The following is a 15626-nucleotide window of genomic DNA, read 5'->3' as shown; positions in this document are numbered from 1 at the left end:
CGTGGTGCTGATGTCCGCGATTCGAGCTTTGGCCGAAGATTTAGCTGCACGCAGTGACGAACAGCTGCGTGAATTGCTTACTGCCAGGCCGGACCTCGCGCTGCCTGCCGTTCCGGATTTCCAGGCCCTGGCTGCCCGGGCTTCCACGCGCGTCAGCGTCCAGCGGATTCTCGAAAAACTGACGGCCCCGGAGCTGCAGGTCCTCGAAGCGGTGGATCTGACCACCAACGAGGATTCCCAGCTCAGCACCACCGCCTCGTGGTTGAAAACGGCCATCGCCGGCTCAACCATCAAATCCCTGGACGTGATCCTGGGCCATCTGCATTCCCTGGCCCTGCTCCGGCGGGCCAAACCTCACCCCGGGGCACCGAAGGCCGATGCCTCCCGCCGGTTCTACCTCCCGGTCTCGGTCCTCGGCGAGGCACTGGGTGCCTATCCGGCCGGGCTCGGCCGCCCGTATTCCACCCTGGCGGCCCAGCATCCCGAGTTCGGACAGCGCCTGGTCGGCATTGTCGAGGGGCTGCGCGGCAGCGGGCTGCCCATAGAGAAGGCCGACACTCCGGCCACGGCCGCACATTCCCTCCATCATCTGGTCTCCGACCCGGCGGGCTGGGCCGCGCTCATGGAGGGCGCTCCGCCGCAGACCGCCGACTTGCTTCGCCGGTTCAAGTATTCTCCGGTGGGCACCATCCCGAAGAAGGCGGCCCTGGGGCGGGCCGTCCTGGACAACCCCTCCCCCACCCCCGTCGAATGGCTGGTGGCCCGCGGGCTCCTAGTCCCCTTGGACGCGCTCCACGTTGAACTTCCGCGGCCCGTCGGCCAGGCCTCGCGCGGGCACGTCATTGTCGCGGACTTCCAGCTGGAAGCCCCGCGGCCCGTCCCGCGCAGGGTTACCCGCAGCCTGCGGGACAACGCCGCGTTCGGTGCAGTGGCGGAAACCCTGCGCCTGGTGACGGAACTGGTGGCCCTCGCTGCTGAGAATCCGGTGGGGACGCTCCGCTCCGGGGGCGTGGGCGTACGCGAAGTGCGCCGGCTCTCGGAATCGCTGCGCCTGGACGGAGCCACTACGTCCTGGCTGCTGGAGCTGGCTGCCTTGGCCGGGCTGATCACGCTGGACGCCGCGACCTCGCGCTGGGGCGCCACCGAGGGAACCTGGCTGACCCAGAATCGTGAAGAGCAGTGGCGCCGGCTGGTGGAAGCCTGGCTGGCGGCGGACCGGGCGCCGTCCCTGGTGGGGGCACCCCTGCCGGCGGGCGGAGCTGTGAACGCGCTGGCCGCTGAAGTTTCCCGGCCCGACGCACCCGTTGTCCGCCGCCGGGCGCTGGAAATGCTCGCCCTGCTGTCCGACCTCGACGGACCGGGCGAAGAAGAAACAGTGGGTGCCTTCGAAACCGCGGACCTCATCAGTGCACTGACCTGGCACCAGCCGCGGCTGCAGCGGCGTTTTGCCCGCCTGGTTCCGGGCATCCTGAAGGAAGCGGCGCAGCTGGGGCTGCTGGGGTCCGGCGCGCTGACCGTGCTGGGCTCGGCCGTTGCAGGCAGCGACTATTCCCGCGCCACCTCGGTCCTGCGGGATGCCCTGCCCGCACCCTTGAATTCGTTCCTGCTCCAGGCCGACCTCACCGCGGTGGCGCCCGGCTACCTGGAGCCCGACGTCGCCCGTGAACTTGCCCTGGTGGCCACACCCGAAGGTCAGGGGCCGGCCACGATCTATCGGTTCTCGGCCGAGTCCGTGCGGCGCGCACTGGACGAAGGGCTCGACGCCGACGGCATCCTGGCATTCCTGCACCAGCATTCGGCCACGGAGGTTCCCCAGCCGCTGCGCTACCTGGTGGAGGACACCGCGGCCCGGTACGGCCGGCTCCGGGTGGGGGCTGCCGGCTCATATCTGCGCAGCGATGACGAGGCCGGCCTGAACGCCCTGCTGGCGGATCCGCGGACCGCTTCCCTGGGGCTGGTGCGGCTGGCCCCGACGGTCGTCGCCGCCGGCGTGCCCGCCAAGGAACTCACCTTTTCCCTCCGCGAGCTGGGGTATCCCCCGGCGCTGGAAGGCCCGGCCCGCAAACCCGTCGGCTCCCACCGGATGGTTCCGGTCCCGGCGCCGTCCTCTTCCACCACCCGGCTGAACCCGTGGGAGCTGACGGACGAGGACCTGGACCGGCAGCTCGCGGCGCTGCGCGGCGGCGGACCCGTCCCGCACACCGGCGGCGAAAGCCAGTCCCTGGTCAGTCTGGAGACCCTGCGCAAGGCAATCCGGACCAGGAGTTCGGTGCGGATGGGGGTAGTCGATGCCCAGGGGAATCAGCGGCAGGAAATTTTCGTTCCCTTGTCAGTGAGCGACGGCAGGGTCCGCGTCTACGACCCGCGCCACGACGTCGAACGCACAGTGTCAGTACACCGGATTATGGACGTGGAAATAGTGGAGGGTAGCCCGGCACATGGTTGACGGACCGTTGATTGTCCAGAGCGATAAGACGATTCTTCTGGAGGTCGATCATGAACAGGCAACCGAAGCCCGGCACGCGATAGCAGCGTTTGCCGAACTCGAGCGTGCACCCGAACACATCCACAGTTACCGGCTCACGCCGCTGGGCCTGTGGAACGCGCGGGCTGCAGGGCTCGACGCCGAGCAGGTGCTGAACACGCTGCTGACCTATTCCCGGTTCCCGGTACCGCACTCGCTGCTGATCGACATTGAAGAAACCATGTCCCGGTACGGCCGGCTGCGGCTGGAGAAGGACCCCCAGCACGGGCTGGTGCTGCGCACCACCGACTATCCGGTGCTCGAAGAAGTAATGCACGCCAAGAAGATCCAGCCGCTGCTCGGCCCGCGGATCGACGGCGAAACCGTCGTGGTGCAGTCCGCCATGCGCGGCCAGCTCAAGCAGCTGCTGCTCAAGCTCGGCTGGCCTGCCGAGGACCTGGCCGGCTACGTGGACGGCACGCCGCATCCCATTCTGCTCAACGAAGACGGCTGGGCCCTTCGCCCGTACCAGAAGCTGGCCACGGAGAACTTCTGGGCCGGCGGTTCCGGTGTAGTGGTGCTGCCCTGCGGTGCCGGCAAAACCCTGGTAGGGGCGGCGGCCATGGCCACCAGCTCCACCACCACCCTGATCCTGGTGACCAATACCGTTTCCGCCCGGCAGTGGAAGGACGAACTGCTGAAGCGGACGTCCCTGACCGAAGACGAAATCGGCGAATACTCCGGCGCGGTGAAGGAAGTCCGCCCGGTCACCATCGCCACCTACCAGGTCCTGACGCTCAAGCGGGGCGGACTGTATCCGCACCTGGAACTGCTGGACGCGAACGACTGGGGCCTGATTATTTATGACGAGGTGCATCTGCTGCCGGCACCGATTTTCCGGATGACCGCGGATCTGCAGGCGCGGCGCCGCCTCGGACTGACGGCCACACTGGTCCGCGAGGACGGCCGCGAGGGCGAGGTGTTCTCGCTGATCGGACCCAAGCGCTATGACGCCCCCTGGAAGGACATCGAGGCGCAGGGCTACATTGCTCCGGCCGAGTGCATCGAGGTCCGGGTGGACCTGCCGCGGGATGAACGGGTGGCTTATGCCATGGCCGAAGACGGGGACAAGTACCGCCTGTGCTCGACGTCGGAAACCAAGACCGGCGTCGTCGAGCAGCTGGTGAAACGGCACGAGGGCGAGCAGACCCTGGTGATCGGACAGTACCTGGACCAGCTGGACGAACTCGCCGAACGCCTGGACGCACCTGTGATCAAGGGCGACACCCCGGTCAAGGAACGCCAGCGGCTGTTTCAGGAATTCCGTGAAGGCGCCCTGAGCACCCTCGTGGTGTCCAAGGTGGCCAACTTCTCCATCGACCTGCCCGAGGCCTCCGTGGCCATCCAGGTGTCCGGCTCGTTCGGCTCCCGGCAGGAGGAGGCCCAGCGGCTGGGCCGGCTGCTGCGGCCCAAGGCGGACGGCAAGGCCGCGCACTTTTACACCGTGGTCGCCCGGGACACGCTGGACCAGGACTTCGCAGCCAAGCGGCAGCGGTTCCTCGCGGAGCAGGGGTACGCCTATTCCATCCTGGACGCGGCGGATATCGAAAAGCCGGTCTAAACCCGCCGCCGTTCCGGCAGCTTCCGTGGATTTGCCCCAGGTGTTTACTGGACACATTCAGAATTCATCCTGCGCACCTACAGACAACGTCCAGCTAAATGTAAGAAACTAGGCGGGTGAACAAATCGTCTGCACCCGAAGCACGCCTCCTTGTTGTCGATGATGAGCCCAACATCCGCGAGCTGCTCTCCACCTCGCTGCGGTTCGCCGGCTTCGACGTCGTGGCCGCGGCCAACGGCCGTGAGGCCCTCGCCGCCGTCGACTCCCACAACCCGGACCTCGCTGTCCTGGACGTGATGCTCCCGGACATGGACGGCTTCACGCTCACCCGGCGCCTGCGCGCTGCCGGGCAGCACTTCCCCGTGGTCTTCCTGACCGCCCGCGACGATACCGAGGACAAGGTCACCGGCCTCACCGTGGGCGGCGACGACTACGTCACCAAACCCTTCAGCCTCGACGAGGTGGTGGCCCGCATCCGCGCGGTGCTGCGCCGCACCCAGCCGCTGGAGGACGACGACGCCGTGATCCGCGTGGATGACTTGGAGCTCGACGACGACGCCCACGAGGTGCGCCGCGGCGGCGTCACCATCGACCTGTCCCCCACCGAGTTCAAGCTGCTGCGCTACCTGATGCTGAACCCCAACCGTGTCCTGTCCAAGGCCCAGATCCTGGACCACGTCTGGGAATACGACTTCAACGGCGACGCCTCCATTGTGGAGTCCTACATCTCCTACCTGCGCCGCAAGATCGACCGCAGCCCGGACGCGCCGGCACTGATCCAGACCAAGCGCGGCGTAGGCTATCTGCTCCGTTCCTCGGAGAAGCGCTAGGACCTTGGTACGGCGCTGGAAATCCGCTTCGCTGCGGTCGCAGCTGGTCGCCATCATGGCGGTGCTGATGGTGGTCACGGTGACCATCACGGGCATTGCCACCATCACCCTGCTGCGGCAGATCCTGGTGGACCGCCTGGACGCGGACATTGATGCAAACGCTTCCAAGGTTTCGCGCTACCTGCTCGTCAACGAGCCGAGCACCGATGCCTCCCTGTTCCGTTACTACGGCCTCTACCTGAACGATGACGGCAGCCACGGCCCGGCCACCCATTCGGAATCCGCCAACGACATCCCGGAGCTGGGGAACTACACCGCCGACGACGTAGCTGCCATGGATACCGAGGGCTTCGACGTCCGCGGCACGTCCCCGACGTCCAAGGGCTGGCGGGTGCGGATCTACGACTACCAGAACCTGCCCGGATCGGTTGCCGTGGCCATCCCCCTGGACTCCGTGGCTGCGGCCGTGGACGAGGCGGCGTCCCTGGTGTTTTCCGTCGGCCTGCTCGGGACCCTCGGCGCCACCGGAATCGCCTACTGGGCGGTCACCCGGCAGTTCCGTCCGCTGAGCCAGGTGGAGAAGACGGCTGCTGCCATTGCGGCCGGTGACCTGTCCCGCCGCGTGGAGGTGGGGAACCCCGCCACGGAGATCGGCCGGCTGTCCCGGTCCCTCAACGCCATGCTGGCGCATATTGAAACCGCGTTCGCGGCGCGCACCCAGTCCGAACGCAAGATGCGCCGCTTTGTGCAGGACGCCTCCCACGAACTGCGGACCCCGCTGGTGACCATCCGCGGGTTCTCCGAACTGTACCGGCACGGCGCACTCCAGAAACCCGAAGAGATCTCCGCGGCCATGGGCCGGATCGAGAGCGAAGCCAAGCGCATGGGGCAGCTGGTCGAGGACCTGCTGACCCTGGCCCGGGTGGATGAGCAGCGGCCGCTGGAATACGAACCGGTGGACCTGATGATCCTGGGCAACGACGCCGCCCTGGACGCCCGTGCCAGCGCCCCGGACCGGGACATCAAGGTGGTGGGGCTGGACGGCCACGCCCCGCAGAGCGCCCCCACCATGGGCGACGAGGCCCGGCTGCGGCAGGTCGTGGCCAACCTGATGACCAACGCACTGCGCTACACCCCGGCAGGGTCACCCATCGAAGTGGCGGTGGGAGTTGCCCCCGTCATCCATGACCGGATGGATGCGGTGCTCGAGGTACGCGACCACGGTCCCGGTATTTCCGACGACGACGCCGCACGGGTCTTCGAACGCTTCTACCGCGCCGATTCCTCCCGCTACCGGGAAACCGGCGGCACGGGCCTGGGACTGGCCATCGTCGCCGCCCTGGTGGCCCAGCACGACGGAACCGTCCGGCTGGCCGAGACGGAGGGCGGCGGCGCCACCCTGGCCATCCGGCTGCCCTACCGGGCACCGGAGCAGTTCCCCGAGCACCCCGACGACGCCGACGACCGCTGACCGCTCCGCCGTCTCCGGCTGCGCCCGCTGAAGGGCTGCGCGGGGCGGGCTGTGAGGGCCGGCTGTGTGGCGGGCGGTGAGCCGGCAGACCAAAACGGGCCGGGGCGGTGGCCGGCCCGTCCTCCACAGGGCGCTCAGCCGCCGCGGGCCGCTGCGGCTGTCCACATCCCCGTGCCGTCCCGCACCGGCGGCGGAACCGGCAGCCTAGCCTTCCGGGTATCGGAACCAAACCGCTACCAGGAGGACATCATGCCGTTATTTGCCGTGGACAGTGAAGCGCTGGCTGCCAAAAGTGCCGAAGTGCAGGGAACCATCGAGCGCCTGCGCGCCGACGTCAACGGAATGCAGGCCGGGCTGGCCTCGCTGAGTGAGATCTGGCGGGGATCGGCATCGGCCAACTTCCAGAGCCTCATCACCGACTGGCGGTCCACCCAGGCCCGGGTGGAGGAATCCCTGGACAGCATCAACCAGGCGCTGGCCTTTGCCTCAGCGCAGTACGCCGAAACGGAGGCGGCGAACACGTCATTGTTTATGCACTGATCGTCGTTTATGCACTGATCGTCCTGAAGCACTGATCCCGGGCGGGGGCCACCTCCGGCACGGGTGCGCACCTGCCGGAGGGCACCCGGGCTGCGCCCGGGCGGTGATGCGCGGTTAAACGAAAGCAGACGCGGCACCCGAATAAGGGTGCCGCGTCTGCCTACGCTTTAAGCAACAGCTGCTGAGGGCTTAGAAGCCGCCCATACCGCCCATGCCGCCCATTTCGTCAGCGCCGCCCATAGCGGGGGCCGACTTCTCGGGCTTGTCCGCAACCACAGCTTCGGTGGTCAGGAACAGGCCGGCGATGGAGGCTGCGTTCTGCAGGGCAGAGCGCGTGACCTTTACCGGGTCGTTGATGCCGGCAGCCAGCAGGTCTTCGTACTCGCCGGTTGCTGCGTTCAGGCCGAAGCCCTCGGGCAGGCCGCGGACCTTGTCGACAACTACGCCCGGCTCCATGCCGGCGTTGAAGGCAATCTGCTTCAGCGGAGCGTCGATGGCAACGCGGACGATGTTCGCGCCCGTTGCTTCGTCGCCCTCGAGGGACAGGTTGGCGAAGGCCTTGAGGCCGGCCTGGATGAGGGCCACGCCGCCGCCGGCGACGATGCCTTCTTCCACTGCAGCCTTTGCGTTGCGGACAGCGTCCTCAATGCGGTGCTTGCGTTCCTTCAGCTCAACTTCGGTTGCCGCGCCGGCCTTGATGACTGCAACGCCGCCGGCCAGCTTGGCCAGGCGCTCCTGCAGCTTCTCGCGGTCGTAGTCGGAATCGGAGTTCTCGATCTCGGCACGGATCTGGTTGACGCGGCCGGCGATCTCTTCGGCGTCGCCTGCGCCTTCCACGATGGTGGTTTCATCCTTGGTGACAACAACCTTGCGGGCCTTGCCCAACAGGTCCAGCGTGGCGTTCTCGAGCTTCAGGCCAACTTCTTCAGCAATGACCTGGCCGCCGGTGAGGATGGCGATGTCGGCCAGCTGTGCCTTGCGGCGGTCACCGAAGCCCGGTGCCTTGACGGCGACGGACTTGAAGGTGCCGCGGATCTTGTTGACAACCAGGGTTGCCAGGGCTTCGCCTTCAACGTCTTCGGCGATGATCAGCAGCGGCTTACCGGACTGCATGACCTTCTCGAGGACGGCAACGAGGTCCTTGACGTTCGAGATCTTGGAGTTGACGATCAGGATGTACGGATCCTCGAGGACCGTTTCCTGGCGCTCGGCGTCGGTGACGAAGTAACCGGAGATGTAGCCCTTATCGAAGCGCATGCCTTCGGTGAGTTCCAGCTCCAGGCCGAAGGTGTTGGACTCCTCGACCGTGATGACGCCTTCCTTGCCGACCTTGTCCAGCGCTTCGGCGATCAGGTCGCCGATCTGCTGGTCACCGGCGGAGATGGAAGCCGTAGCGGCGATCTGCTCCTTGGTTTCGATCTCCTTGGCGGAAGCAATCAGCTCGGCGGTGACAGCGGCAACAGCCTTCTCGATGCCGCGCTTCAGGCTCAGCGGGTCGGCGCCGGCGGCAACGTTGCGCAGGCCTTCCCTGACCAGTGCCTGGGCGAGAACGGTTGCCGTGGTGGTGCCGTCACCGGCAACATCGTCAGTCTTCTTGGCAACTTCCTTGACCAGCTCGGCGCCGATCTTCTCGTAGGGATCGTCCAGCTCGATCTCCTTGGCGATGGAAACGCCGTCATTGGTGATCGTGGGGGCGCCCCACTTCTTTTCGAGGACCACGTTGCGGCCACGCGGGCCGAGGGTCACCTTGACGGCGTCGGCGAGGATGTTCAACCCGCGCTCGAGGCCGCGGCGTGCCTCTTCTTCAAATGCAATGATCTTGGCCATAACGGCTATCGTCCTTCCGGAACAGTCATGCTTGGAGCAAAATGTTGCATTCCTGGCTGGAGTGCCCGCGACGGACGGTCCGGCTCGCGCGATCTCTTTACGCGCTCCCCGTTCCTCACCCCAGTGGGTTGCTTGTCCACTCAACACCGTCGGACATTTAGCAGTCATCCGGCAAGAGTGCTAAGTCAATAATTAGCACTCCCACACACTGAGTGCAAGCGATCACGCCGACATGATGCCGGGTTCACAGGGAACCGGCGGACCGCCGGCACGGGATGCAAAAGCAGCGGCGGAGCCGAGGCTCCGCCGCTGCCGATCCCGTCCCCAAGCCGGGAAGATGTACTTCAGAGTGGTTTACAGTGCCCGGACTTCCTCGGCCTGCGGCCCCTTCTGACCCTCGCCGATTTCGAACTCCACCCGCTGGCCTTCTTCCAGAGTCCGGTAACCCGATGCCTGGATGGCCGACCAGTGGACGAACACATCCGTTTCCGCCTCGTCGAGGGTAATAAAGCCGTACCCTTTTTCACCGTTAAACCACTTGACGATCCCCTGCGCCATGATGCTTCTCCAACCTAGATTCCAGATGCCGCCCTCCGGCGGCATGCTTGGACGCCGGAGGCGCCGGATCCGGCGCCTCTGTCGGTTCCCAAGGGAGGCCGAGGTCAGCGGCGCAAACCGGCTGGCATCACTCTAACCACGGTGATCCGGATCACCTATGCAGGGGTCAATAACGTTATGGTCTTTTTACCGCCCGGCCCGACTTACTCGACTTACTGGTATCCGGGACCCAGGACCACGGTGACGCTGGTGAAGCCGGGCGTTTCCAGAACCGGGATCCCCAGCTGAGCGCCGACTGCCTGTGCATTCGCTGCCAGCTCCGGTGCGCTGTAGTAGACGCCGGATCCCTGCTGGGGTGCGCCGGTCCAGTTGGCCACCGCGCCCACGGACCATCCTGCAGCTGACATCCGGCCGGAAACTCCGGCGCCGAGGCCGGTGACGCCGCTGGCGTTGAAGACCGCCACCGGCTGCGTGGGATCGATCGCCGGTACCGTCGGCGTAGGCGTCGGGCTCGGCGTCTGCGTCGGGGCGGAGGCAGCGGTCGGGCTCGGCGATGCCTCCGCCTCGTCCTCGTCAGTGTTCGAAGTTGGCGTAGCGGTGGCAGACGCTGCAGCGGTGGCGGTGGCGGATGCGGAAGCGGAAGCGGGCGCACCGGCCGCGGGGGACTGATCGCCGGAGCCGGCGCCGATACCCAGGCGCGGCAGGACAAAATAGGCTGCCAGGCCAATCAGCAGCGCGAGAACACCCACGGTGATCAGCAGCCCCAGCCCGGTCGAACGCGAGGGGATGAGGCGTTCGCGGTGTACGCCCTGCCGCACCGAGGATTCGGGGACCTTGTCGAACTCGTCCCGGGGATATTGGCTCATAGTGGCGTTTCAATCCTTGTTCTGGTGGCACCGCATCCTAGGCTGCCAACGTTGGTGGGAACCGGCGCTATAGTCCGGTGCCCAGCCGGCGGGCGGTACGGGCACGCTGGCGGGTCGTACGTAGTCTACGCAACCGCTTGACCAGCATCGGATCATGCGCGAGGGCTTCCTCGGTATCGATCAGGGCGTTCAGGACCTGGTAGTACCTCGTGGCCGACATCCCGAACAGGTCCTTGATGGCCTGCTCCTTGGCACCCGCATACTTCCACCACGCCCGCTCCAACGCGAGCATCTGCTGTTCCTGGACGCCCAGCGGGCTTTCCGGATCCACTGCGTCATCGAGGGAGAACCGCTCGGCTTCGGTCGATTCCGCCACATTCACTCCCAAAAGATTCCCGTATATATGTACCGCCCATGCTAATTGGGAATAACAGGGTTGTCATTTGGGCCAGGGACCGTGGAAGACACCGCAATCGGAGCGGTGACAAAATGGTCCAGTGACCACTGATGAACCCCTGCTCTTTTCCTACACCGGCGAGCCTGCACCAAAGACCCCCTTCCCTTTCGCCGCCCCCACCCGACTCGAGGACCTCATGGCCCCCGACTGGGCGCAGGTCATGGCGCCGGCCAGGACGCGCCTTGAGGAAATTGCCGCCGAGCTGGAGGCGGAGCGACGCGCCGGGCAGCATATCCTGCCCGCACCCGAAAACATCCTGCGGGCCTTCCAGCGTCCGCTGGCCAGTGCCCGGGTGCTGATCGTCGGCCAGGATCCTTATCCCACCCCCGGGCATGCTGTGGGGCTGTCGTTCTCCGTAGGCAAGGGCGTCCGCCCGCTTCCCCGCAGCCTGAACAACATCTTCACCGAACTGAAGGCTGACCTGGGAATTGGTCCATCCCCCTCCGGGGACCTCAGTGCCTGGGCAGACCAGGGGGTGGTCCTGCTGAACCGTGTGCTGACGGTGCGTGCCGGCGAGGCCGGCTCACACCGGAAACGCGGGTGGGAGGAAGTCACCGAACTTGCCGTCCGCGCGTTGGCGTCCCGCCGTCGTCCCGACGGCACACAAGTTCCCCTGGTAGCCATCCTGTGGGGCCGCGATGCCCAGGGCATTGTCCCGTTTCTCGGCGGTGCGCCCACGGTCGAATCCGCGCATCCGAGCCCCCTCTCAGCTTCGCGCGGGTTCTTCGGTTCCCGCCCGTTCAGCCGTGCCAATGAGCTGCTGGTACAGCAGGGCGCGGAGCCGGTGGACTGGCATCTTGGCGCTGTACGGTAGTAAACAGGTCCTTCCCTAGGAGACACCCCATGCCAGAATCAATGACTCCACCGCGCCCGCCGGAGCCCGACGCTCCTGCTCCGCGGCGGCAGCGCCCGCTGCTGACCCTCGAGGTTCTCCGCCGGGAGCAGGTCAGCGCACATATGGTCCGCGTGGTTGCCGGCGGCCCCGGGTTTGACCGGTTCCAGCCCAACAGCTGCGCCGATGCCTACTGCAAAATCTGGTTCGGCCCACAGGGACGGCCGATCGACGGCACGGAGGACCTGGACACCATCCGGTCCCGCAGCGAACGCGAGCACTGGCCGGTGTCCCGCACCTACACCATCCGCGACGTGGATCTGCAGGCCCGGGAGATCAGCATCGACTTCGTAGTCCACGGCGACGAAGGACTGGCCGGGCCGTGGGCCGCCTCCGCACAGCCGGGTGAACCGTTGACCTTTTCCGGCCCCGGCGGAGCATTCAATCCCGACCCCGATGCCGACTGGTACCTGCTGGCTGCCGATGAATCCGCCCTGCCCGCGGTGGCCACCGTGCTTCGCGCCCTGCCGCAGGACGCCGTCGGGCAGGCGTTTATCGAAGTGGCCGGTCCCGAGGACCGGCAGCCGGTTCCCAAACCGGACGGGGTGGAGCTGACCTGGCTGTTCCGCGGTGACACTCCCGCCGGCCGGAGCCGGCTGCTGACCGAGGCGGTCGCTACCGCGTCCTGGCGGGACGGGGCAGTGCAGGTCTTTGCCCATGGTGAGCGGGAAGTGATGAAGTCCCTGCGGGACGTCCTGTTCAGCCACCGCGGGCTGGACCGCCGGCAGGTGTCCCTCTCCGGCTACTGGGCTGCCGGACGCACAGAGGAAGTCTTCCAGGCCGAGAAACGCACCCCGGTAGGGAAGATTCTCTAGCCGAACACGAAAAAGGCCCGGACCGCTGCAGCGGTCCGGGCCTTTTTCGGTTCCAGCTAGCGCCGGCGGTTGCGGCGGTCGTTGCCGTTGAGGTTGCGGGTGAAGGGACGGCCCAGGTTGTCGCCCAGCACCACGCCGCCGGAAATGGCCAGGATGACGGTCAGGGCATCGAAGAGTCCCACCACGCCCTGGTACATCTCGTCGGTGCCGATGCTCAGGCCGTACATGGACCGGAAGATCGCCAGCCCGGGGAACAGGAACAGAATGGCCGGCACGGCGACGATCAGCTGCGGGGCGCCCATCCGCAGGGCCACGATGCGGGCCACCATGCCGATGAAGATGGCGGACACCGCCGGAGTCAGCCGCGGTCCCATGCCGCCTGCTTCCGCCCCCTGGTAGACCAGGAACCCTGCCACGCCGATCAAGACCGTGGGCAGCACCAGCTGCCGCGGGGACTGTTCGACAACGCAGATGGCACCCAGCGCAATGGCCAGCAGCAGCAGCGTCACCGCGAAGGAATACTGGGACGACGCCACGTCGGTGACGTTCAGCTGGCCCATGCCCATCAACGCGCCCATCACGAGCGCGACGGCGATGCCTGCCACCAGGGCGCCGAAGGTCAGGAACGCGGACAGGAACCGGCCCGACGCCGTGACCGGGAACCCGTTGATCGCATCCTGCACGGCCGAAACCAGACGGCCGGTGGGCAGCATGACCAGGATGCCGCCGGCCACGACAATGCCGGGCGAAATCGGCACTTCCATGGACCAGAAAAGCATGGCCATGGCGGTGACCACAAAGCCGCTGGCCGCCGTGGTGAAGAAGTCCGGAACCCGCCACTTGCCCAGCACGCGCTGGAGGAGGCTGACCATCACCGTGCCGGCAAAGCCCACCAGTGAGGCCAGCGGACCCCCGCCGATGAACCCGACAATGGCTGCGGCAAAGACGCCCGCGGACACCGTGACGGCCCAGCGCGGAAACGGCTTGGGCTGCTGGGTGATTTCATTGAGCCGGTTGGCGGCCTCGGCGCGGGAGAGCCCGCCGTCGATGATGTCGGTAACCAGCTGGTGGACCAGGCCGAGCCCGGCGTAGTTGTTCGTCCAGGAACGCACCACGCGCATCACCGTGATGGGCGTCTGGTCCTTCGGAGAATAGTTCAGCAGGACCGACTGGTTCGTGATGTCCACTTCGATGCTTTCCAGCCCGAACGCCGCGGTCACCGCGATGATGGCGGTTTCCACTTCCAGGGCACCGGCACCGTAGCGGAACATCGTCTCGGCCATGCCGAGGGCGAGGTCCAGCGTTTTCCGGGCACTGGCATCCGGCCCGCCGCTGCGCACCAGCGGGTTGGCGTAGGGGCTGCCTGCCAGCCGCTCCACAATGGACATGGCCTGGGTGGGCGGGCTCTCGCCCTGGACCAGTTTGCGCAGCATCCGCCGCGCTGCCGCGGAGGAACGGTCGGGGCGGATGGAAGAGGAGCCCAGCGGCGCGGTCCCCGGCGGCACGCTCTTGCGCGTGCGTGCGGGGCGCTTCTCACGCGGGTCTGCGGTGGTGCGGATACGGCTTGTCTGGGGCCGAAGCTGCTTGGACCCCGCCGGCTGAACCACCGAAGTGGTGGGGGGCGGGGGTTTGGGCCGGGTGCTGCGGAGCGCGGCAGTAGGCATGCCCATACCCGCGGGCGGCTGCCCCGGCCCTTTCGACGGCGGAACCGGGGCCTTGGCGCCGGGGCGCAGGGACCGCGCGGCCGCACCCTGCCCCTGCCGGGTCGCTTTGCCGGGTTTTCCCTTCTGCGCAGAGGAACCGCCCGCCTGCGGGCTCGCGGTCTGCGGGTTCCCTGACTTCTCTTTCCCGGGCTGCGGGTTCCCGGGCTGCGGGCTCGCGGGCTGCGGGCTCGCGGGCTGCGCTTTGCCGGTCTGGGCCCGCCGGCCGGACGGCACGCTGATCAGAGGAATGGGCCCGGCGACCGGGTCCGGATTCGGTGCCGAATCCCGATTCGATCCGGGCTTGTGCCCACCCGGATCGGAGGTGTTCTCCAAGGACTAGCCTTTCGCCTGTTCCGGGCCCTGCCCGGGTTATTGCCTGGTGTAACTGCTGCTTAGTAGAACGGCTGCTGGTGGCGGCGCCAGTAAATCTGGCGTGCCACGCGTTCGCCGATGGTGTTCCAGATCCGGTAGCGGATCGGATCCACCACGAAGTCATAGCAGCCAACGAAATCAGTGACCGTCTTGGAGAAACTGGTCTTGAACAGGCCCAGCCCGTGGTGCGGGTGGCTCTTGTCCTTGAGCTGGCTGCTCGGCGGTGTGCCGCAGAAGTCGTACTCGACAATGCCGCACTCCTTCTTGAGCTCGGTGATCGCGGTCCACTGGACCAGATGCGAATCCCCGTACTGGGACCGCCGGGGCTTGGAGCCGCCGTCCTTGTAGGTGCCCTTGTTTCCGTAGGCAATCACGAAGGCGCCCACGGTGGGTTCGCCGTCCTCGAATGCGAAGTAGAAACGGCCCTGCCCGGCAGCTACGAAGTTGGACCAGAACCGGTGGTAGTACTCGTAGGAACGCAGCCGCGCCGCGGAACGGTCCTCAATGTGGGCCATCAGGCGGTACATGGTCCGCATGTTTTCTTCGGTCGGCTCGACGCGGCGGACATCCGCACCCTCGCGGATGGCCCGGCGGACGGCATTGCGGCCGCGGGAGGAGAGGTTCTTGAGCAGCTGTTCCTCGTCCGGCGTGGTGTCCAGCAGGGCCGTTGAGTCATTAGGCTGCAGGTTGAACGTCTTGATGAAGCCGGCGCCGGTGAACAGGGCCTGGACCTCTTCGCTGTCAACGATGTCCGGCTCGACCTTGATGGCGAAGACCTTGCGGCGGGTCTGCTTGATGAACCGGGTGAGCGCGTTCACCACCAGCGGCACGTCTTCGGGGGCGGCGACGTCGGGCCCCTTGATCAGGTACCAAAGGCTGCCGAGTGCCGGAACCTTCTTCTCGATCGCCAGCGTGTACGTCGTGTAGTCGGGTCCGGTGAAGGCCAGGTACACGGGATTCCAGCCGTGGTGGGACTTCACTTCCGCGAAGGATGCAGACTGGAGGACGTTGCCGCCGCCGGGATTGGCCAGCACGTGCTTGTCCCAGTTGGCGATCTCCTCGGCAGTGGCCAGGCGTGCACTAAAATCTCGCAAAATACCTCAACTAATGGTTTGTTCACTGCATCGTTCTCAGCGCGTCGCTTGCAACGCACCGGCCCGCCGTGGATACGGCCGTCGAACCGGGTCCCAGTCTATCCGTTGCACCACCG

The 15626-nt window shown here is 66.7% G+C and carries 13 protein-coding genes; 7 read left to right on the top strand and 6 right to left on the bottom strand.

From position 1 onward, the window contains the following. Positions 1-10 precede the first annotated feature (10 nt). The 5 genes from N2K95_RS02840 (at position 11) to N2K95_RS02820 (ending at position 6926) form a co-directional block, all read left to right on the top strand. Positions 11-2446, top strand: a complete 2436-nt coding sequence (locus N2K95_RS02840) for a helicase-associated domain-containing protein (protein ID WP_255792941.1) — start codon at positions 11-13, stop codon at positions 2444-2446. After that, complete coding sequence (locus N2K95_RS02835; RefSeq protein WP_255792939.1) at positions 2439-4085, top strand: DNA repair helicase XPB; 1647 nt, start codon at positions 2439-2441, stop codon at positions 4083-4085. The genes N2K95_RS02840 and N2K95_RS02835 overlap by 8 nt, the downstream gene beginning before the upstream one ends. Positions 4086-4201: 116 nt before the next feature. Then, positions 4202-4915: a response regulator transcription factor gene (locus N2K95_RS02830; RefSeq protein ID WP_227913521.1), complete on the top strand. Its 714-nt coding sequence runs from the start codon at positions 4202-4204 to the stop codon at positions 4913-4915. Between the two features lie 4 nt (positions 4916-4919). Further along, positions 4920-6386, top strand: coding sequence for a sensor histidine kinase (locus N2K95_RS02825; RefSeq protein WP_260652815.1), 1467 nt, complete (start codon positions 4920-4922; stop codon positions 6384-6386). A 249-nt stretch (positions 6387-6635) separates the two neighbouring features. Then, on the top strand, positions 6636-6926 hold the full coding sequence (locus N2K95_RS02820; RefSeq protein ID WP_255792936.1) for a WXG100 family type VII secretion target: 291 nt from the start codon (positions 6636-6638) through the stop codon (positions 6924-6926). A 189-nt stretch (positions 6927-7115) separates the two neighbouring features. Here N2K95_RS02820 and groL read toward each other — a convergent pair whose 3' ends face one another. The 4 genes from groL to N2K95_RS02800 all read right to left on the bottom strand — a co-directional run bounded on the left by groL (position 7116) and on the right by N2K95_RS02800 (position 10508). Continuing rightward, positions 7116-8753, bottom strand: a complete 1638-nt coding sequence (gene groL / locus N2K95_RS02815) for a chaperonin GroEL (protein WP_152272585.1) — start codon at positions 8751-8753, stop codon at positions 7116-7118. Between the two features lie 354 nt (positions 8754-9107). Further along, on the bottom strand, positions 9108-9311 hold the full coding sequence (locus tag N2K95_RS02810; RefSeq protein WP_255792935.1) for a cold-shock protein: 204 nt from the start codon (positions 9309-9311) through the stop codon (positions 9108-9110). Positions 9312-9523: 212 nt separating this feature from the next. Then, the gene (locus N2K95_RS02805) at positions 9524-10177 is read right to left on the bottom strand and encodes a LytR C-terminal domain-containing protein (protein ID WP_260652814.1); all 654 of its coding nucleotides are present in this window, start codon (positions 10175-10177) and stop codon (positions 9524-9526) included. Positions 10178-10244: 67 nt separating this feature from the next. Further along, positions 10245-10508, bottom strand: a complete 264-nt coding sequence (locus tag N2K95_RS02800) for a DUF3263 domain-containing protein (RefSeq protein ID WP_407080133.1) — start codon at positions 10506-10508, stop codon at positions 10245-10247. A gap of 166 nt (positions 10509-10674) precedes the next feature. Here N2K95_RS02800 and N2K95_RS02795 point away from each other — a divergent pair, with 166 nt between their 5' ends. Together N2K95_RS02795 and N2K95_RS02790 are read left to right on the top strand one after the other, a co-directional pair. Continuing rightward, positions 10675-11448, top strand: coding sequence for a uracil-DNA glycosylase (locus tag N2K95_RS02795; RefSeq protein WP_407080110.1), 774 nt, complete (start codon positions 10675-10677; stop codon positions 11446-11448). A gap of 29 nt (positions 11449-11477) precedes the next feature. Then, positions 11478-12341, top strand: a complete 864-nt coding sequence (locus N2K95_RS02790) for a siderophore-interacting protein (RefSeq protein WP_260652812.1) — start codon at positions 11478-11480, stop codon at positions 12339-12341. Between the two features lie 56 nt (positions 12342-12397). Here N2K95_RS02790 and N2K95_RS02785 read toward each other — a convergent pair whose 3' ends face one another. Both N2K95_RS02785 and N2K95_RS02780 read right to left on the bottom strand, forming a co-directional pair. Continuing rightward, a complete protein-coding gene (locus N2K95_RS02785; protein WP_260652811.1) occupies positions 12398-14005 on the bottom strand; it encodes a threonine/serine exporter family protein in 1608 nt (535 codons plus the stop codon). Positions 14006-14436: 431 nt separating this feature from the next. Further along, positions 14437-15510: a lipid II:glycine glycyltransferase FemX gene (locus N2K95_RS02780; protein WP_260652810.1), complete on the bottom strand. Its 1074-nt coding sequence runs from the start codon at positions 15508-15510 to the stop codon at positions 14437-14439. Positions 15511-15626: the final 116 nt, after the last annotated feature.

Source organism: Arthrobacter zhaoxinii (genome assembly GCF_025244925.1).
In the GTDB taxonomy this organism is placed as follows: Bacteria; Actinomycetota; Actinomycetes; order Actinomycetales; family Micrococcaceae; genus Arthrobacter_B; species Arthrobacter_B zhaoxinii.
This window is presented reverse-complemented; position numbering and strand designations above follow the sequence as displayed.